Annotated in this window: 12 protein-coding genes; 8 read left to right on the top strand and 4 right to left on the bottom strand. The window is 73.9% G+C overall.

Annotated features, from left to right (window positions below):
* Positions 1-906, top strand: a complete 906-nt coding sequence (gene rarD / locus QQS41_RS09175; RefSeq protein WP_448852396.1) for an EamA family transporter RarD — start codon at positions 1-3, stop codon at positions 904-906.
* Positions 907-1,094: 188 nt separating this feature from the next.
* Here the strand turns inward: rarD and QQS41_RS09180 are convergent, their stop codons facing one another.
* From QQS41_RS09180 to QQS41_RS09190, 3 genes are all read right to left on the bottom strand, one after another.
* Complete coding sequence (locus QQS41_RS09180) at positions 1,095-2,474, bottom strand: D-arabinono-1,4-lactone oxidase (RefSeq protein WP_448852397.1); 1,380 nt, start codon at positions 2,472-2,474, stop codon at positions 1,095-1,097.
* Positions 2,471-3,706 carry an alanine racemase gene (locus QQS41_RS09185; RefSeq protein WP_448852398.1) on the bottom strand — a complete coding sequence of 412 codons (1,236 nt, stop codon included), beginning with the start codon at positions 3,704-3,706 and terminating at the stop codon, positions 2,471-2,473. The genes QQS41_RS09180 and QQS41_RS09185 overlap by 4 nt, the downstream gene beginning before the upstream one ends.
* Positions 3,707-3,838: 132 nt before the next feature.
* Positions 3,839-4,003 (bottom strand): hypothetical protein, encoded by a 165-nt coding sequence (locus QQS41_RS09190; protein ID WP_448852399.1) that lies wholly within the window; start codon positions 4,001-4,003, stop codon positions 3,839-3,841.
* Positions 4,004-4,198: 195 nt separating this feature from the next.
* Here QQS41_RS09190 and dnaE point away from each other — a divergent pair, with 195 nt between their 5' ends.
* The 6 genes from dnaE to QQS41_RS09220 all read left to right on the top strand — a co-directional run bounded on the left by dnaE (position 4,199) and on the right by QQS41_RS09220 (position 16,495).
* On the top strand, positions 4,199-7,756 hold the full coding sequence (dnaE, locus tag QQS41_RS09195) for a DNA polymerase III subunit alpha (RefSeq protein ID WP_448852400.1): 3,558 nt from the start codon (positions 4,199-4,201) through the stop codon (positions 7,754-7,756).
* 162 nt (positions 7,757-7,918) lie between these two features.
* Positions 7,919-9,214, top strand: a complete 1,296-nt coding sequence (gene ilvA, locus QQS41_RS09200; protein WP_448852401.1) for a threonine ammonia-lyase IlvA — start codon at positions 7,919-7,921, stop codon at positions 9,212-9,214.
* A gap of 31 nt (positions 9,215-9,245) precedes the next feature.
* The gene (locus QQS41_RS09205; RefSeq protein WP_448852402.1) at positions 9,246-10,946 is read left to right on the top strand and encodes an MFS transporter; all 1,701 of its coding nucleotides are present in this window, start codon (positions 9,246-9,248) and stop codon (positions 10,944-10,946) included.
* Between the two features lie 261 nt (positions 10,947-11,207).
* Positions 11,208-14,927, top strand: coding sequence for a hypothetical protein (locus tag QQS41_RS09210; RefSeq protein ID WP_448852403.1), 3,720 nt, complete (start codon positions 11,208-11,210; stop codon positions 14,925-14,927).
* Between the two features lie 513 nt (positions 14,928-15,440).
* Positions 15,441-15,851 (top strand): hypothetical protein, encoded by a 411-nt coding sequence (locus QQS41_RS09215; protein WP_448852404.1) that lies wholly within the window; start codon positions 15,441-15,443, stop codon positions 15,849-15,851.
* Positions 15,848-16,495, top strand: coding sequence for a hypothetical protein (locus QQS41_RS09220; RefSeq protein ID WP_448852405.1), 648 nt, complete (start codon positions 15,848-15,850; stop codon positions 16,493-16,495). The genes QQS41_RS09215 and QQS41_RS09220 overlap by 4 nt, the downstream gene beginning before the upstream one ends.
* Before the next feature lie 135 nt (positions 16,496-16,630).
* Here QQS41_RS09220 and treZ read toward each other — a convergent pair whose 3' ends face one another.
* On the bottom strand, positions 16,631-18,508 hold the full coding sequence (gene treZ, locus QQS41_RS09225; protein ID WP_448852406.1) for a malto-oligosyltrehalose trehalohydrolase: 1,878 nt from the start codon (positions 18,506-18,508) through the stop codon (positions 16,631-16,633).
* Positions 18,509-18,538: 30 nt separating this feature from the next.
* Between treZ and QQS41_RS09230 the strand changes: the two genes are divergently transcribed.
* Positions 18,539-19,306 carry an IMPACT family protein gene (locus QQS41_RS09230; protein WP_448852407.1) on the top strand — a complete coding sequence of 256 codons (768 nt, stop codon included), beginning with the start codon at positions 18,539-18,541 and terminating at the stop codon, positions 19,304-19,306.
* Positions 19,307-19,397 lie beyond the last annotated feature (91 nt).

The following is a 19,397-nucleotide window of genomic DNA, read 5'->3' on the forward strand; positions in this document are numbered from 1 at the left end:
ATGCTCTACGGTCTCGCCACCTACCTCCTGTGGGGCGTCTTCCCCCTGTACTTCCCGCTGCTGAAGCCGGCGGCGCCGCTGGAGATCCTCGCCCACCGCTTCGTGTGGACCGCGGTGTTCATGGGCGCCATCGTCCTGGTCACCGGGGCGTGGCGGCAGCTCGTCCGGGCGTCGGCGCGGACGTGGGGGCTGGTCGCGGCGGCGGCCGTCGTCATCGGCGTCAACTGGGGCACCTACGTGCTGGCGGTGAACTCGGGGCACGTCGCGGAGGCGGCGCTCGGCTACTTCATCAACCCGCTGGTGTCGGTGCTGCTGGGCGTGGTGTTCCTCAAGGAGCGGCTCACCCGCGCGCAGCTCGTCGCCGTGGGCCTCGCGGTGGTGGCGGTGGTGGTGCTCACCATCGGCGTGGGGCACCCGCCGATCATCTCGCTGACGCTGGCGTTCAGCTTCGGGTTCTACGGGCTGCTGAAGAAGCGCGTGCAGCTGGGCTCGGCGGCGTCGGTGGCGGCCGAGGCGCTGGTGCTCACGCCGGTAGCGCTGGGCTACCTGGTGTTCCTCGGCCAGCGCGGCGAGGGCACCTTCACCACCGAGGGCGTGCCGCACCTGCTGCTGCTCATGTCCGCCGGCGTCGCCACTGGCGTGCCGCTGCTGCTGTTCGGCGCCGCCGCCAAGCGCGTCACGCTGACCACGCTGGGGCTGATGCAGTACATCACCCCGCTGCTGCAGATGCTCATCGCCGTCTTCGTCGTCCACGAGCACATCAGCCCGGAGCGGTGGGTCGGCTTCTGCATCATCTGGGTCGCCGTCATCGTCTTCGCCGCGGACATGCTCGCCCGGGCGCGCGCCCGGCGCCGCCGCCGTCGCGCCCGCGGGCTGCCCGCGGAGGAGCCCGCCGCGGAGGGGTGATCGCGTCGTCCGCGTGACGACGGCCACCGCCGCGGCCCGGATGCCCTCCGTGCGCCGCGGCACGGGCCGCGCCCGGCGCGGCGCCCGTCGTCACGCGCACGGGAAACGCCCCGGCCCCCGCGACGGGGGACCGGGGCGTCGGCGGCCCGCAGCCGGGCGCCGGCCCGGTGCGGCCGGGCCGTTCCGGCCTACTCCGGGTCGAACATCGCCTTCAGGTGGTCGTTGAGGAAGATGCCCTCCGGGTCGACGCGGCGGCGCAGGTCCGCGACCTCGTCGAACAGCGGGTAGCGCTCGCGCAGATCCTCGTTGGTGAGCGTGTGCAGCTTGCCCCAGTGCGGGCGGCCGCCGGCCTCCTTGAAGATGGGCTCCAGCAGCGCGAAGTAGTCGCGGTACGGCTCCCGGTGGTAGCGGTGCACGGCGATGTAGGCGCTCTCGCGGCCGTACGCCGTCGACAACGGCACGTAGTCGGCCGCGGCGGCGCGGATCTCCAGGGGGAACGACACCCAGGCGCGGTGGCGGTCGATGGTCGTGCGCACCTCGTCCAGTACGTCGGACAGGGACTCCAGCGGCACGGCGTACTCCATCTCCGTGAAGCGCACGCGGCGCGGGGAGACGAAGACCTTGTGGGCCTCGTCGACGTAGCGGCGCTTCGACACCGTCCGCGCCGCCAGCTCGTTGAGGCGGCGGGTCAGCTTCGGGGCGCGGCGCGACAGCTCGCAGACGCCGAGCAGGCCGGCGTTGTTGATGACCTCGTCGGAGAAGCCGGACAGGACGCGGGTGGCGCGGCCCGGGGTGCGGAAGCCCTGCGCCGCCTTGCCCTCCCGCCACGCGGGGAGGTCCTGGTCCTTGATGCGGGTGTTCTCCTTCACCAGCGCCGTGGAGGTGCCCGGGAACCAGTAGAACTCCATGTGGTCGGTGTGGCGGACGCGCTCGGCGAAGGTCGTGCGGACCTCGTCGAAGTCCTCCGGGCGCTCGTCGGCGGCCAGGTGGAACGCCGGCACGGCCGACAGCGTCACCTCGGTGACGACGCCGAACATGCCCAGGCCCAGCGTCGCCAGGCGGAACAGCTCCGCCTCCTCGCCGCCGGCCGCGGCGTGGCAGTGCCGCTCGACGCCGTCGGCGCCGACGATGCGGAAGCCCCGCACCATGCCGGCGAAGCCCGTCCAGCCGAGGCCGGTGCCGTGCGTGCCGGTGGAGATGGCGCCCGCCAGGGACTGCGGGTCGACGTCGCCCTGGTTCGGCAGGGCCAGGCCCTTCGGGCGCAGCAGGCCCGGCACGTCGCGCAGGCGGGTGCCCGCGCGGAACGTCGCGGTCACGTGGCCCGCGCCGTCCTCGTCGACGGAGACCAGCCCCGACATCTCGTCGAGCTGCACCCGCAGCCCGTTCGTCACCGCGACGGCGGTGAAGGAGTGGCCCGCGCCCAGCGGCCGCACCGTGCGGCCGGAGGAGGCGGCGGCGCGGATGATGTCGCCGATCTCGCCGGCCGACGTCGGCTTGTGCACCGCGTGCGGATCGGCCGTCTGGTTCCCGGCCCAGTTATGCCAGGTGCCGGCGTCCTTCGTGGTCATGCGTAGCTCCGTCCCTTTCCGCGGTAGGTCTCCCACCGCCCGATGATCCCGCCGCCGGCGACCCCCAGGGCGATGTTCGCGTGCTCCGCTCCCTCGCCGGCCTTCGCGTGCCGGAACCACACGGGGTCCCCGACGCGCAGCCCGCGGGCGTTGTCGCCCGCGAGCGGGGTCTGCACCTCGCCCGGCCCCTCGGACCCGATGTAGGTCAGGCCCTCCGGCCACTCCGGCGTCGGCAGCCGGTCCTCGCCCGCGGGGCCGGAGGCGATGCGGCCGCCGCCGAGGACCGTGGCGATGTCCTTCGCCGGCCTGCGGACCACAGGCAGCACGAACCACTCCGCCGCGTGCGGCAGGAAGGCCCGGTAGTGGTCGAACAGGCCGGGGCCGATGAGGCCGGAGCCGGCGGCGATCTCGGTCACCGCGTCCTCCGCGCCCGTCGACTCCAGGGAGCCGGTGCCACCGCCGTTGACGAACTCGAGGGGCCCGGCGGCCGCCTCGACGGCGCGGACGACCTTCGCCCGGCGCTTCGCCAGCTCGCGGCGGCTGCCCTTCTGCATCAGGCGGATCGCCGCGCCCATGGGGCCGGGCGCGCCGTCGGACAGGCCGGCGATGTGGCCCTCGTACATCATCACGCCGACGAGCTTCAGGCCGGGGCGCGCCGCGATCTCGCGGGCCAGCGCCGCCGCCTGGCGCGGCGTGTGGGTGGGGGAGCGGCGGGCGCCGATGTGCAGCGCCGGCACGGGGCGCCACGACGCGTCGACGTCCATGCAGACGCGGATGGCGCGGTCGGGGTCGCCGCCGGCGGGGGCGGCGGCGCCGGGCGCCCCGTCGTCACGCGACGCGGCGGCCTCCAGGATCCAGTCGAGGTGCTCGACCGAGTCGACCATGAGCGTCACCGCGCCGCGCAGGCGGTCGTCGGCGGCGAGCTCGGCGACGGCCTCCGCGTCGGCGGTCGGGTAGCCGACCACCGCGTCGTCGGTGATGCCCCAGCGCACCAGGTCCATCGCCTCCCGCAGCACGTACGACAGGGTGCCGGAGAACGAGGGGTGCTCCAGCACGTGGGCGATGAGCTCGGGGATCCGCACCGACTTCGACGCCAGCCGGATGCGCGTGCCGCCCGCGCGGGCGGCCATGTCGGCGGCGTTCGCGTCGACCGCGTCGACGTCGACGACGAGCGCGGGCAGCGTCTCCCCGGCGACGGCCGCGCGGACGGCGGGCGAGGGGTATCGGTTCATGCGCCGAAATCTACAGTGATTCGCCCGGCCCCGGACGGGAAACGGGCGAAGCGAGGGGGACTCCGGTGACGCGTCCCCGGTTGCCGCCGGTCGCGGCGGCGCCGGGCCGCGCGGGCCCGGGGGTGGCGGGGACTAGGCCAGCCAGCTGTAGCGCGACGGCTGCTCGTCGGTCCACAGGACCTCACCGTTGGGGAGGTAGCCGGCGGAGGCCGGGCGGATGTCCATGGAGGCGATCGCGGCGTCGAGGCGGCCGGAGGGGAAGAGGGTGTACACGCCGTCGGGATACGGGGCGAACATGGACTGTCACATCCTTTTGAAATGGAAAACGTGAGGAATGTGTCAAGTATCGGGGCGGGGAGGGGGAAGGTCAAGTTACCGATTCGTGATCTTCGGCACATCACGCGGAGCGGGCGGCTGGCAGGCGGGCCGGCGTCGCCTCCGGGGCCGGGAGCGCGGGCGGGGGATGTCGGGGCCTCGCCTAGAATCCGGGCCATGGCCAACTCGTCGTTCGTCCACCTGCACAACCACACCGAGTACTCGATGCTCGACGGCATGGCGAAGATCGATCTCCTGGCCGAGGAGGTCTCGCGCCAGGGCATGCCCGCGGTGGGTGTGACGGACCACGGCAACATGTTCGGCTCGGACGCGTTCTACCGGACGATGAAGGCCAAGGGCGTGAAGCCCATCATCGGCATCGAGGCGTACATGGCGCCGGAGAGCCGGTTCAACAAGCAGCGCGTGCGGTGGGGCGAGCCGCACCAGAAGTCCGACGACGTCTCGGCCTCCGGCGCCTACCTGCACCAGACGATGATCGCGGAGAACGCGCAGGGCCTGCGCAACCTCTTCTACCTGTCGTCGATGGCGTCCTACGAGGGCCAGCTGGGCAAGTGGCCGCGCATGGACGCGGAGCTCATCGCGGAGCGGGCCGAGGGCATCATCGCCACCACCGGCTGCCCGTCGGGCGACGTGCAGACGCGCCTGCGCCTCGGCCAGTTCGACGAGGCGCTGAAGGCCGCCGGCATGTGGCAGGACATCTACGGCAAGGACAACTACTTCCTCGAGCTGATGGACCACGGCCTCGACATCGAGAACCGGGTCCGCGCGGAGCTGCTGGAGATCGGGCGCAAGCTCAACCTGCCGCCCGTCGTCACGAACGACTGCCACTACGTCACCCGCGACCAGGCGAAGAACCACGAGGCCATGCTGTGCGTGCAGACCGGCAAGACGCTGCACGACCCGGACCGCTTCAAGTTCGACGGCGACGGCTACTACATCAAGACCGCCGCCGAGATGCGCCAGACGTGGGACCACCTCGTGCCGGACGCGTGCGACAACACGCTGCTCATCGCCGAGCGCGTCGGCGACTACGACGAGCTGTGGGAGGAGCATCCGCACGACCGCATGCCGAAGGCCGACGTGCCGGAGGGCGAGACGCCGACGTCGTGGCTGCACCACAACGTCATGGAGGGCCTGCGCAAGCGCTTCGAGGGCCAGGAGGTGCCGGAGGAGTACATCACCCGCGCCGAGTACGAGATCGACGTCATCGACGGCAAGGGCTACCCGTCGTACTTCCTCATCGTCGCCGACATCATCGCCCACGCCCGCGAGATCGGCATCAAGGTCGGCCCGGGCCGAGGCTCCGCCGCCGGCTCCCTGGTCGCCTACGCCACCTGGATCACCAACATCGACCCCATCGAGCACGGCCTGCTGTTCGAGCGCTTCCTCAACCCGGAGCGCCCCTCCGCGCCGGACATCGACATCGACTTCGACGACCGCCGGCGCGACGAGATGATCCGCTACGCCGCCGACAAGTGGGGCGAGGACAAGGTCTCCCAGGTCGTCACCTTCGGCACGGTGAAGACGAAGCAGGCGATCAAGGACTCCGCCCGCGTGCAGTTCGGCCAGCCGGGCTACCAGATCGCCGACCGCATCACGAAGGCGCTGCCGCCGGCCATCATGGCGAAGGACATCCCGCTGGAGGGCATCGTCGACCCGGACCACCCGCGCTACGGCGAGGCGAAGGAGGTCCGCGACCTCATCCAGACCGACCCGGACGTGGCGAAGATCTACGAGACGGCCCGCGGCCTGGAGGGCGTCGTCCGCCAGACCGGCGTCCACGCCTGCGCCGTCATCATGGCGTCGGTGCCGCTGCTGGATCACATCCCGATGTGGAAGCGGCCCGCCGACGGCGCCATCATCACCGGCTGGGACTACCCGGCGTGCGAGGCCATCGGCCTGCTGAAGATGGACTTCCTGGGCCTGCGCAACCTCACGGTCATCGGCGACTGCCTGGAGAACATCAAGGCCAACCGGGGCGAGGAGATCGACCTCGACACCCTGGAGGTCGACGACGCGAAGGTCTACGAGCTGCTGTCGCGCGGCGACACCCTCGGCGTGTTCCAGCTCGACGGCGGCGGCATGCGCGAGCTGCTCAAGCGCATGCAGCCGACGGACTTCACCGACATCGTCGCCTCCCTGGCGCTGTACCGCCCGGGCCCGATGGGCGTCAACGCGCACTTCGACTACGCGGACCGCAAGAACGGGCGCAAGCCCATCACGCCGATCCACCCGGAGCTCGAGGAGCCGCTGAAGGAGATCCTCGAGGAGACGTACGGCCTCATCGTCTACCAGGAGCAGATCATGAAGATCTCGCAGAAGGTGGCGAACTACACGGCCGGCCAGGCCGACGGCTTCCGCAAGGCCATGGGCAAGAAGAAGCCGGAGGTGCTGGCGAAGGAGTTCGTGAACTTCGAGGCCGGCATGAAGGACAACGGCTACTCCGCCGACGCCATCAAGACGCTGTGGGACACGATCCTCCCGTTCGCGTCGTACGCGTTCAACAAGTCCCACGCCGCCGGCTACGGCCTGGTGTCGTACTGGACCGCCTACCTGAAGGCCAACTACACCGCCGAGTACATGGCGGCGCTGCTGACCTCGGTCGCGTCGAACGGCGACAAGCGCGCCATCTACCTCGCCGACTGCCGTCACCTGGGCATCCGGGTGCTGCCGCCGGACGTCAACGAGTCGGTCCTCAACTTCCAGTCGGTGGGCGAGGACATCCGCTTCGGCCTGGGCTCCATCCGCAACGTCGGCCACGACGTCGTCGAGTCCATCTGCGCCACCCGCAAGGAGAAGGGCGCGTTCACGTCGTTCTCCGACTACCTGGACAAGATCGACACGCTGCCGTGCTCCAAGCGCGTGACGGAGTCGCTCATCAAGGGCGGCGCCTTCGACTCGCTGGGCCACCCGCGCAAGGGCCTGATGCTCATCCACGAGGACGCGGTGGATTCGGTGCTCCCGACGAAGAAGGCCGCCGACAAGGGCCAGTTCGACCTCTTCGCCGGCTTCGGCGGCGACGACGGCGACGACTCCGCCAACGTCTTCGAGGTGCGGGTGCCGGACGAGCACTGGGAGCGCAAGCACGAGCTCGCCCTGGAGCGCGAGATGCTGGGCCTCTACGTCTCCGGCCACCCGCTCGACGGGTTCGAGGAGTCGCTGGCGCAGCAGACCGACACCGCCATCACCACCATCGTCGGCGGCGAGGTGCCCAACGGCACCGAGGTCGTCATCGGCGGCATCATCAGCTCCGTCGACCGCCGCGTGAACAAGGACGGCCTGCCGTGGGCCATCGTGCAGGTGGAGGACCATAACGGCGCCTCCGCCGAGGTCCTCATGTTCGCCCGCACCTTCGCCCTGGTCTCCACGCAGATCGCGGAGGACGCGATCGTGCTGGTCCGCGCCCGCGTCCAGTACCGCGACGACCGCATGTCCGTCATCGGCGACGACCTGAAGATCCCGGACCTGGGCATCAACGGAGCCTCCGGCGTCCCGCTGCGCCTGACCATGCGCACCGACGAGTGCACCCCCGCCAACATCGTGAAGCTGAAGGAGGTCCTGTCGGCCAACCCGGGCGAGTCGGACGTGTACCTGAAGCTCCTCGACGGCGACAACTCCACGATGCTGGTCCTCGGCGAGCACCTCCGCGTCGACCGGACCCCCAACCTCTTCGGCGACCTGAAGGCGTCGATGGGCGCCGGCATCCTCGGCTGACGCCCCGTCGCGTGACGACGGGTGCCGCTCGGCGGCGCGGCCGCCGCGCGGACCCCGTCGCAACGCGCATGCGCGGCGGCGCGCGCCGGCCGCACCCGCGCGCACGTCCCCGGGCGACCTCCATTCCGCGGCGGCGGGGTGCCCGGAGTAACGTGGCACGACATGACAGGAGACGCCGCACCCAGCACCGACACCGTCCGCCGCACCGCCCGCGCGGCGGACATCCAGGCCGCCCAGGCCCGCATTTCGTCGGTCATCGCCGCGACGCCGCTGCAGTACTGCCCCCGCCTGTCCGAGGCCACCGGCGGGAAGGTGTTCCTGAAGCGCGAGGACCTGCAGGACGTCCGGTCCTACAAGATCCGCGGCGCCTACAACGCCATCGCCCAGCTGACGGAGGAGGAGCGCGCCAACGGCGTCGTCGCCGCCTCCGCCGGCAACCACGCCCAGGGCGTCGCCTACGCCTGCCGCACCCTCGGCATCGAGGGCCGCATCTACGTCCCCAACCCGACGCCGAAGCAGAAGCGCGACCGCATCCGGGCCCACGGCGGCGACGCGGTGGAGATCATCGTCGTCGGCGACAGCTTCGACGAGGCCGCCGCCGAGGCCCACGCCGACGCGCAGAAGACCGGCGCGACGATGATCGAGCCGTTCGACGGGTTCAGCACCATCGTCGGCCAGGGCACCGTCGCCGCGGAGATCATGGCGCAGCTGTCGGCCCAGGGCCTCACCGCCGACACCGTCGTCGTGCCGGTCGGCGGCGGCGGGCTCGCCTCCGGCGTCGTCAGCTGGTTCGCCGACATGTCCCCGCGCACCGCGGTCGTCGCGGTGGAGCCGGCGGGCGCCGCGTGCATGACCGCCGCGCTGGAGGCCGGCGAGCCGGTGCAGCTGACGGAGGTCGACCCGTTCGTCGACGGCGCCGCCGTCAAGCGCCTCGGCGACCTGCCGTACCACATCCTCGACGCCAACCGGTCCCGCCTGCATCCGCTGGTGGCGCCGGAGGGCGCGGTGTGCGTCGCGCAGCTGGACCTGTACCAGAACGAGGGCATCATCGCCGAGCCCGCCGGCGCCCTGTCCGTCGCCGGCCTGGAGCAGATGACCATCCGCCCCGGCGAGGTCGTGGTGTGCGTCATCTCCGGCGGCAACAACGACGTGCTGCGCTACGCGGAGATCATGGAGCGCTCCCTGGTCTACCGGGGCCTGAAGCACTACTTCCTGGTCAACTTCCCGCAGAAGCCGGGGCAGCTGCGGATGTTCCTCAACGACGTCCTGGGCCCCGACGACGACATCGCCCTGTTCGAGTACCTGAAGACGAACAACAGGGAGACCGGCGCCGCGCTCGTCGGCCTGGAGCTGCGCAGGGCCTCCGACATCGACGCGCTGCTGCAGCGGATGGAGGACTCCCCGCTGGAGTGCCGCCGCCTGGAGCCGGGCACGCCCGAATACGATTACTTGACCTAGCAACGACCACCCGAGCCGAGGAGGAGCGCGGATGACCGACGGGGGAGCCGGCGCCGTCCGCGCCGGGGAGGGGAGCGCGCGGCGCGGAAATCGCGGGGCGCGTGACGACGGGACGCGCGGCGGCGCGCCCGCCGTGGCGGCCGCTGCGCCCGCTGCATCCGCGGCGGCCGTCCCCGCGCAGCCGTACTCCGCCGCCCGCCGCTGGGGCGGCCTGTGCCTGCTGATGCTCGCGGTGATGGTGCTGGCCGTCGACATGACGGTGCTGAACCTCGCGATGCCGGAGGTGTCGCGGGAGCTGCGGCCCAGCGGCACGGAGATGCTGTGGATCGTCGACGTGTACGGCTTCGCCATCGCGGGCCTGCTCATCACGATGGGCACGCTCGGCGACCGCATCGGCCGCCGCCGGCTGCTGCTGGTGGGCGTGGCGTTCTTCGGGCTGGCGTCGGCGCTGGCGGCGTTCGCGGACACGGCGGGGATGCTCATCGCGGCGCGTGCGCTGCAGGGCGTGGCGGGTGCGACGCTGATGCCGTCGACGCTGTCGCTCATCAAGGAGCTGTTCCGCATCCCGCGGGAGCTGGCGCGGGCGGTGGCGATCTGGGTGGCGACGTACTCGGTCGGCGCGATCCTGGGGCCGCTGCTGGGCGGCTGGCTGCTGGAGCACTTCCACTGGGGGTCGGTGTTCCTCATCAACGTGCCGATCACGCTGCTGCTGCTCGGCGGCGGGCTGCTGGTGCTGCCGGAGTCGCGGTCGCCGCGGCCGGGGCGCTTCGACGTCCTGGGCGCCGCCCTGTCCATCGTCGCGATGTTCGCGCTGGTCGGCGCGGTGAAGGCGATGACGGCGGGCCTGTCGTGGTGGCTGGTCGCGGGCCTCGCGGCGCTCACCGCCGCGTCGGGCGCGGCGTTCGTGCTGCGCCTGGTGAACGCGGAGCATCCGCTGCTGGATCTGCGCCTGCTGCGCAGCCGCAGCTACTCGTGGGCGGTGACGGTGAACTTCATGTCGTCGTTCCTGCGCGTCGGCGTCATCTTCTACCTGACGCTGCACCTGCAGGTCGTCGTGGGGATGGGGCCGCTGGAGGCGGGCCTGCTGCTCCTGCCGGGCATGGCGCTGGCGATGGTGGTGACCGTCGTGATGGGCGAGGTGACGCGGTGGGTGCCGGTCAAGCCCCTGCTGGCGGGGGCGCTGGTGCTGCTGGCGGCGTCGCTGGCGATGCACATGGCGGCGGCGTCGGGCCGCTGGCCGGACATCTCCCAGGGCGACGGCGCCCTGTGGTGGTTCGGCGCGAGCTTCGCGCTGATGGGCGCGGCGTCGGGGATGATCGACCCGGTGACGAACACGATCATCCTGGGGGCGGCGCCGCCGGAGCAGTCGGGGTCGGCGTCGGCGCTGTCGGAGGCGGGCTACGAGCTCGGCGGCGCGTTCGGCCCGGCGATCCTCGGATCGGTGCTGGTGGGTGCGTACGCGGACCGGATGCTGTCGTCGGATCTGGGGTCGCTGGGCCTCGATTCCGCGCAGCGGGCGACGGCGGCGGACAACGTGACGCTGGCCCACGAGCTGGCGGCGCAGCTGCCGGCCGGGGCGGGGGAGCGCCTCGTCGCGCTGGCCGACGCGGCCTTCGCCCACGGCATGGGCTGGGCCGCCGCCGTCGGCGCCGCGGTGGCGCTGGCCGTCGCCGCGGGCGTCGCGCTGACGCTGCCGAGGGTGCGCGCGACGGACGTCTCCGTCGGCGGCTGACGTCGCCACGCGCCCGGGGAGGCGCCCGCGCGCGGTGCGCGGTCGCCCGCGGTGATGCGTGACGACGTCCCGATCCCCGGCACTCCGTGCGCCCCACCTGCGCGTTCGCGCGGGCGGGAGGCGGCGCCGGCGCGGCGGGGAACGCCGGTCGCCGGCGCTCCGCGCGCAGGCCCCGGGCGCCGCTACACTGAACACGCCCGCCGGGGCCGCACCCGCCCCGGCCACCGTGACCGCCGCCCGCGAAGGAGCACGAGACCCCGCATGAGCGCCCCCGCCCCGCACACCGATCGCCTGCACGCCTGGCTCGCCGGCACCGAGGAGCGGGCGCGGGAGGCCGTCGCCGGCCTCCTCGCCGCCCCCGCCGCGGGGGAGGAGGCCCCGGAGTCGCTGCTGGCCTGGGCCGGCCTGGGGATGGACCAGGTCGAGCGCATCGACGCCTTCCTCGCCCCCGTCCTGCGGGAGGAGGGCGCCGCCGCCGTCGACCGCTATCCGGCCGTCGTGCTGGCGTCGCTGGTCGGCCGCGCCGCCCGCATCGCCGCGACGACGGACATGTGGGTCGACTGGCCCGCGGGCCTCGGCCTCGACCGCTCCGAGCCGACCGTGAAGGAGGCGCTGGAGCGCGTCGCCGAGGCGCTGCCGGACATCCTCGCCGACCTCGGGCTGCAGGACGACGCGATGCTCGACGGGAACCCGGGCGAGCCCGGCACCCCGGAGCACTCCGCCCTGCTGGCCCTGGTCAACGCGGGCGTGCAGCAGTCGGTGGTGCCGTTCATCATCGAGAAGATCGAGGCCGCCGCCGGCGTGGAGGCCGGGATGAGCGCCTCCGACCTCGTGCAGGCCATCGCCCCGGTGCGCGCCCGCGCCGCGGAGCTGGTCTCCGGCTTCGCGGTCGATGCCGACGGCGACATCCCCCGCGGCCTGCGTCTGCTCGCCGCCACCGCCCCCGTCCGTGCCCGCTCGCTGGTGGAGGGCCTGGTCGGCTACCTCGCCGCCACCGCCGCCGACCCCGCCAACTGGGAGTCCCGCGGCGACATGGACGCCGCCGACCTCGGCCTGCCGCCCCTGCTGTTCGACGCGGCCCGCGAGGAGCTGCGCATCCGCCCCGCCGGCACCCCGGCCCGCCGCGCCGCCGTCGGCGCCGTCGCCACCACCGGCCGCCCGCAGCTGTACTTCGACGAGGTCTCCGGCGCCGTCTGCGTCCAGCTGCCGACGCCCGTCGACCCCGCCGGCCGCGGCTGGACGGTCACCTACGCGGGCACCGTCGTCACGCGACGCGCCCGGGCCCTCGGCGACCGCGCCGGCCGGCCCGTCGTCGAGCTGACGGAGCCGTGCCGCGACGTCCTCGTCGAGCTCGGCGAGGACCACCACTGGACCGTGCCCGCCGTCGACACCGACGACCCGGTGCTCATCTTCGGCGCCGACGGCCAGTCCGTCACCGGCAAGGCGTCGCTGCACTCCACCGCCGCGCACGTCGTGTTCCCCGCCGACGCCCGCATCATCGACCCCGCCACCGGCCGCGACGTGCCCTTCCTGGAGGAGCCCGCCCCCGCCCGCTGGGACCTGTGGAAGGTCGGCGTCCTGGACTTGCGCGACGTCCTCGCCGTCCAGGTCGTCCGCCCCGGCGCCGAGGGCGTCGTCCGCTCCGCCTCCCCGCAGCGCCGGCCGCGCCTGACCACGCCGGGTGCGGTGCTCGACGGCGCCGTCACCGCCCACGGCACCCCCGTCCACGCCTCCGGCCCCGTCGCCGTGTTCCCGCCGACGCTGTCCGGCCGCGCCGAGCCGTGGCGCGTCCAGCTGGCGAACTTCGAGGGCTACGGCGAGTTCTCCGGCGACGTCATCATGGAGTACGAGCTGGAGGTGCCGGCCGACGGCGGCGAGGTCGAGATCCTCACCGACGACGAATACCCGTGGCTCGGCGAGTTCGTCGTCCGCCTCACCAACCCCCGCGGCCGCAGCTTCTCCGCCCACTTCGCCGTCGCGGAGCAGGCGCACCTCACCGTCGACGCCCGCGGCGGCGGCGACGGCTTCCGCATCCCCGACGGCGCGGGCCTGACCCCGGCGGAGGTGCGCATCGTCTCCGGAGACAAGCCGCTGGCCGCCGAGCCGGCCGTCGTCAAGCTCGGAGCGGGGGAGACCACCGGCGCCGTGGAGCTGTCGACGGAGGAGGGCGCCTGGCTGGAGGTCCACGTCACCCCCGCCGTCCTCGGCTTCACCGTGCCGCTGGCCGACGAGACCGCCGTCGAGCGCACCCGCACCCTGCGCACCCGCGCCGACCGGCTCGACGCCCACGGCGAGTTCCGCATCTCCGCCCCCGGCGAGCTGCGCCACGCCCACCTGTCCGTCCGCTCCGGCGAGCGCGACATCTGCCGCGTGCCCGTCGACCGCCGCGGCGACGACGGCTCCGCGCGCCTCGGCTCCCACGCCGACCGCGTCGCCATGCTCGACGACGTCACCGTCACCCTCGACTGGACCCGCACCACCGGCCGCCGCCGCATGTCCGTGCCGCTGGCCGTCGCCCCCGCACAGGACCCGGTGCTGGGCTGGCACCTCGACGGCGGCACCTTCACCGTCGACCTCGCCGAGGACGCGGCGGACCTGCCGGCCACCGTGTGGTTCTGGCGCACCGACCGGCCGTGGGCGAAGCCCGCCGTCGCGGAGCTCGACGGCGGCTCCGGCGTGCTGCCGGAGGCCGTCGCCGACGCGCCGTCCGCGCTGGCGCAGCTCGTCTTCGGCGCCCCCGGCGAGCGCCGCCCGACCTGGCCGACCGCCTCCGCCGCGCTGGTGGAGATCGCGGGGGAGGGCGCAGGCGACGGCGTGGATGGCGCGGGCGCCCCGGACCGCCACGACCTCCAGGGCATCTGGTCCCTGCTGGCGTCGTGGCGCGCCGGCCGCGCCCCGAAGCTCGGCGGCGCTGCCGAGCTGACCCCGGAGCGGCTGCGCGACCTCGCCGTCGCGGACCCGCGCGCCGGCCTCGCCGCCCTGAACTCGACGTCCATCCGCCTGGCCGACCAGCCGGGCCTGGCCATCTCCTCCGGCCTCGTGCTCGGCGACTTCACCCCGCGCGCCGAGACCCCGGGCCGCCGCCGCGTGCCGTGGCTGGGGACGCTCGCGGCGCTGGCGGACCTGTCGCGCGCCGCGTCGGCCGGCGACGGCGCCGCGATGGCGGAGCAGCTGGACTACGTCCGCGACGCCGCCGGCGACGCCCTGCTGTCGGTGCTGCGCACGGGCCAGGACGCGACGCTGGAGTCGGCGACCATCGACCAGTCGTCGGTGCAGATCACGGCGCTGCCGGCGGCGCAGGCCGACGCGATCCTCGCGCAGGTCTTCGACGGCTACCGCATGGTGCCGGGTCCGCTGACCGACGACGACGCCCGCTTCACCGCCATCCACGAGGTCGTCGCCTCCCGCGCCGCCATCGTGGAGTCCGGCCTGATGACGGACCTGGCGAAGAAGTCCCGCGCCCTGTTCCAGGCGGTGACGAAGGTGTCGCCGCGCCTGCGCAAGGCCGTCAACGTGCGCTTCCACAAGCTCGACGGCATCGACGCCGACGACCCGTCGCTGCACTGGACGCTCGTGCCGGGCACGTCGCTGCTCATCGCGGTGGCGGCCCGCGCGCTGGCGCGCCGCAACGCGCAGCTCGCCGCCGACGGCGCGGTGCCGGCCGGCGAGGCCGCCGGCGGTCAGCAGGTGCTTTTCGACGAGTCCGTCGTCCGCGAGCTCCTGCCCAAGTGGGCGGCGCTGGCCGATCTGGTGCCGACGCTGGTGATGGGCGACCTGCTCATCGCCGACGCCCTGGTGGCGCACGTCCTCGGCGGCGACCTGACGGCCGTGCCGGAGCCGGAGGAGGAGCCGGCCGCGGCGGACGCCGACACCGCCGACGCGGCCGCCGACGCGGCCGCCGACGCGGCCGCCGGCGACGCCGTGCCGGACGCGGCGGAGACCCCGGAGGACGGCGCCGGCTCCGACACCGCCGCGGAGTAGCCCGCGGCCCCGGAGCGCCCCGTCGTCACGCGCATGAGGCGTGGCGGCGGGGCGCCGTCGTGGGCGGGGAGGCGCCGCCACGTGGGCATCGGGCGGCCCGGATTCTGGTATCCAGGGGGAAACCGATGGCCGGGCCCGTGACGGGAGGTGCGTGATGGCGGACAAGGAGGCCGTGAACTGGGTGGTGCCCGAGGCCGCGCTGGAATCGCGGCGGCTGCGCTCCCATGCCATCCAGATGGTGATCATCGCGGTCGGCTGCGTGGTGATCACGGCAGCCATCCACTACGCGGGGGCGAGGAGGACCCTCGACGGGCTGCCGTTGGTGTTCATGCTCTCCGTCGGATTCGGACTGGTGTTCATCGTTGCGCCGACGTGCCTGGTGAAGGCGGTGCTCCTGACCATGTCCTCCCGGCGGGCGCATCGGGTCGCGGTCAACGGGCTTCCCGGGGAGGAGGACGACGGGGCGGCGCGGCCGGCGGGAGGCGAGGGCCTCATTGCGGACGATCCCCGGACGTGCGGGAGGAGGACCCCGGCATCCGCGAGCTCCGGGACCCCGGGGAACGGGAGTCCGCCGCGAAGGCCCTCGGCGGGTACGGAGGCCGCACGGCCCGGGACGACGGCGGCCCGCCCGGGTGGAACCGGGACTATCCGCGGGAGGATGTTGGCCCGCCCGGGTGGAACCGGGACGATCCGCGGGAGGACGCCGGCGTGGTCGGCGGCGTGCCCCTGTTCGGCGTCGTGGCGCTGGCGTCCAGCGTCACCTCGACCCCGCCGTCGCGGTACGACGTGCGGGCGGCTCCGGCGAAGCCGGCGGATCCCCCGGCGCGAGTGGAGCCGGTGGAGTCGGCGGCGCACGTGGAGCCGGGAGACCCGGAGAAGGAGGCGAAACCCGGGGAGCCGGGGGAGCGGGGGACCGACCGATGACCGCCGGCGGAGACTCCCGCTCGGCCGGGCATGCGCATGAGGGCCGGGCCGGACATCCGGGCACCGGTCGCGGTCCGACGCCCCGTCAGCTGGTCGCCGGGGCCGCGGCGGCGGGCGTCATCGGGATCGGCCTGGTCGTCCTGGGATACCGCCTCGAGGACATCGGGTTCCTCTTCGTGCCCGCTGGGTTCCTTCTCCTGGTCCTGCTGGTGCCGGCGCTGCTGCTGACGGCGCGCACCATTTCCGTCAACGAGATGAGGATGCGGGGCCGGGCCGCCGGGGAGGGGCGTGCGGGGGTCGTCGTCACCGGCTCCCGGCCGGGGACGGGGCACGGCTCCGGTTCCGCCGTCGGCGCCGCTGTGGCGCCCGTCACCGGGGCGGGGTCCGCCCCCGATCCTGTTCCCGCCTCAGGGGCGGGCTCCGTGTTCGGTGCGCGGGGGTCGTCGCGCCGGGCGCGGACGGCGGGCTGCGGTTCGACGGCGGTCCTGCTCATCACGATTCTGGTGCTGGGGGCCATCGGGGGACTCGGCCCCGCGTTGCTCGCCGGGATGCTCGCCATCTTCGTGGTCCCGGTCGTGGTCGTCGGGACGATCGCCACCGGCCTCCGCCGCTGGGCCCGCGAGTCGCACGGCATCGATCGCTGACTGCGCGGCGCCGGCGTGGGGGTCGTCGCCACGCGCTGACGTCTGCCCGGACCCCGTCGTGACGCGCGGATGGCCGGGGGAGGCTCCCGCCGTCACGCGCGGATGGAGCGGTTTCGGCGGGCCCGCCCCGGCCGCCTACCCCAGCAGCGCGTAGCCCCAGGCGGGCAGGGTGACGGTGCCGGCGTCCGCGTCGACCGTCGCCGCCGCGCCCGACCACGTGTGCAGCACCTCGGCGGGGCCGCCGTCCTCCAGCGGCACGACGACCTCCTCGCCGGAGAAGTTCGCGGCCAGCACGACCGAGTCCGCCGCGCCGGCGCCCGGGGCCTCCCCGAAGTGCGCGACGCCCGCGGGCACGCCGTCGGCGATGCGGGTCACGCGCAGCCACTTCGCGTCCTCGTCGTAGTCGCACTGCACGGACGCGGCCCACGGGGAGCCGAGCGCCGGGCGGGTGTGGCGGAGCCCGAAGAGCGTGCGGTAGGCGTCGTAAAGCTCCCGGTGGACGCCGGTGATCTCGTCCCACTTCAGCTTCGAGCCCTCGAAGGTGGCGGGGTCGGACGGGTCCGCGACCTCGTCGGGGTCCCAGCCGGAGCGGGCGAACTCGCGCATGCGGCCCTCGCGCGTCAGGCGCTGCAGCTCCTCCGACTCGTGGGAGCAGAAGAACGCGAACGGGGTGGTGGCGCCCCACTCCTCGCCCTGGAACAGCATCGGGGTGAACGGGGAGGCGGCGATGACGGCGGCCTTCAGCGCCAGCTGCGCCGGCTCCAGGTTCATCGACGGGCGGTCGCCGATGGCGCGGTTGCCGGTCTGGTCGTGGGTGGTGGTGTAGGTGACGAACGCGTCGAGCGGCTGCACCGACAGGTCCAGGGGGCGGCCGTGCACCCGGCCGCGGAACGTCGACATGCGGCCGGCGTGCCAGAACGCGGCGCCGAGCGTCTCGGCGAGGACCTCGACGGTGCCGAAGTCGGAGTAGTAGGCGTGGTCCTCGCCGGAGACGAGGGTGTGCAGCGCGTGGTGGACGTCGTCGTCCCACTGCGCGGCGAGGCCGTAGCCGCCGGCGGCGCGGGGCCGGACGATGCGGGGGTCGTTCTGGTCGGACTCCGCGATGAGGGTGCGGGGCACGCCCGTCTGCGTTGCGACGGTGTCCGCCACCACCTGCATCTGCTCCAGGATGTGGAAGGCGCCCTCGTCGTGCAGGGCGTGGACCGCGTCGAGGCGCAGGCCGTCGATGCGGTAGTCGACGAGCCACTGGCGCACCGCGTCGAGGACGTAGGCGCGGACCTCGTCGGAGTCGTCGCCGATGAGGTTGACGACCTCGCCCCAGCCGGTCGAGCCGCCGGAGGTGTAGGGGCCGAAGAATCCGACGTAGTTGCCGTCGGGGCCGAAGTGGTTGTAGACGACGTCGAGGATGACCGCCAGGCCCTTCGCGTGGCAGGCGTCGACGAGGCGCTGGAGGCCGCGGGGACCGCCGTAGCCCTCGTGGACGGCGTGCCAGCTGACGCCGTCGTAGCCCCAGTTGCGGTCGCCGCCGAACGGCTGGACCGGCATGACCTCCAGGTGGGTGACGCCGAGGTCGACGAGGTGGTCGAGGTGCTCCTCGACGCCGGCGAAGTCGCCGGAGGCGCTGAACGTGCCGACGTGCATCTCGTAGATGAGCCCGCCCGACAGCGGCCGTCCGGTCCAGGAGCCGCAGGTCCAGTCGTAGTCGGCGAGGTCGACGACCTCGGAGAAGCCGTGGGGGCCGTCGGGCTGGGACTGCGAGCGCGGGTCCGGCAGCGGGATGGTCCAGTCGCCCGGCTCGCCGTTCTCGGCGGCGTCCGAGTCGTCGGCGGGGGCGCCGAAGCCGTCGGTGGCGCGCATGCGGAAGGCGTAGCGCTCGCCGGCGACGCGGGCGCGGTCGGCCTCGAACCATTCGCCGTCGGCGGCGGTCATCGGGAGGTGCTCGGGGGCGGCGGGATCGCCGACCAGGAGCTCGACCTCTGCTGCGTACGGTGCCCAGACTCGGTAGTTCGTCATGGGGTTCAGGGTAGGGGAGATAATGGCGGCATGCCCGACCGCAGCGACGAATCCGCCCGCCCCGACGACACCGCGTCCGGCGGCTCCGGCGCGCAGGCCGGCGGCGCGTCCGGCGCCTCCCCGGGCGCCGCCGCGGCCCCCGCGTCCGGCGCCGCCGAGCTGCTGGTGCCCGCGCCGGGCGGCCCGTACGTCGGCGAGCTGGAGATCCGCCGCTCCCGGTTCATCACCTGGATCGACCGCGCCGACGACGAGGACGCCGCCCGCGACCTCGTCGCCGCCGCCCGCGCCGAGTACCCGGATGCCCGCCACCACTGCTCCGCCTTCCTGGTGGAGGTGCCGGGCGCCAACCGCGTCGAGCGCTCCTCCGACGACGGCGAGCCGTCGGGCACGGCGGGCCGGCCGATGCTCGACGTGCTGCAGGGCTCGGGCCTCACCAACGTCGCGGCGGTCGTCGTCCGCTACTTCGGCGGCGTGAAGCTGGGCACGGGCGGGCTGGTGCGCGCCTACGGCGACGCCGTCTCCCACGTGCTTGACGACGTGCCCCGCCGGCGCCGCGTCCTCCGCCAGCTGCGCGCCGTGGAGGCGGGTGCCGCGGACGCCGGCCGGATCGAGGCGGAGCTGCGGGCCCGCGGCGTCGACGTCGTCGACACGGAGTGGGGCGCGACCGTGACGCACGTCGTCGCCGTCGAGCCGGGGGAGAAGGCGGCCGGGGAGCTCGACGGGCTGCTCGCCTCGCTGTCTCACGGGGCGATGGTCTCCCGGGCAGCGGGGGAGAAGCGGGTGGAGCTGCCGGCGTAGCCGGGGCGCGGGCGGGTCGCGTCGTAAGGCTCCCGACCCGCATCGGGGGTGCTCCGGGGGTGGGTCCGGTGGAGTACGCGCGCCCCGGGAT

This window comes from Corynebacterium sp. 335C (genome assembly GCF_053525695.1).

Bases quoted from the DNA above. Each gene is read 5' to 3' on its own strand.
- rarD (WP_448852396.1), top strand. From the start codon at position 1: ATGCTCTACGGTCTCGCCACCTACCTCCTGTGGGGCGTCTTCCCCCTG.
- QQS41_RS09180 (WP_448852397.1), bottom strand. From the start codon at position 2,474: ATGACCACGAAGGACGCCGGCACCTGGCATAACTGGGCCGGGAACCAG.
- QQS41_RS09185 (WP_448852398.1), bottom strand. From the start codon at position 3,706: ATGAACCGATACCCCTCGCCCGCCGTCCGCGCGGCCGTCGCCGGGGAG.
- QQS41_RS09190 (WP_448852399.1), bottom strand. From the start codon at position 4,003: ATGTTCGCCCCGTATCCCGACGGCGTGTACACCCTCTTCCCCTCCGGC.
- dnaE (WP_448852400.1), top strand. From the start codon at position 4,199: ATGGCCAACTCGTCGTTCGTCCACCTGCACAACCACACCGAGTACTCG.
- ilvA (WP_448852401.1), top strand. From the start codon at position 7,919: ATGACAGGAGACGCCGCACCCAGCACCGACACCGTCCGCCGCACCGCC.
- QQS41_RS09205 (WP_448852402.1), top strand. From the start codon at position 9,246: ATGACCGACGGGGGAGCCGGCGCCGTCCGCGCCGGGGAGGGGAGCGCG.
- QQS41_RS09210 (WP_448852403.1), top strand. From the start codon at position 11,208: ATGAGCGCCCCCGCCCCGCACACCGATCGCCTGCACGCCTGGCTCGCC.
- QQS41_RS09220 (WP_448852405.1), top strand. From the start codon at position 15,848: ATGACCGCCGGCGGAGACTCCCGCTCGGCCGGGCATGCGCATGAGGGC.
- treZ (WP_448852406.1), bottom strand. From the start codon at position 18,508: ATGACGAACTACCGAGTCTGGGCACCGTACGCAGCAGAGGTCGAGCTC.
- QQS41_RS09230 (WP_448852407.1), top strand. From the start codon at position 18,539: ATGCCCGACCGCAGCGACGAATCCGCCCGCCCCGACGACACCGCGTCC.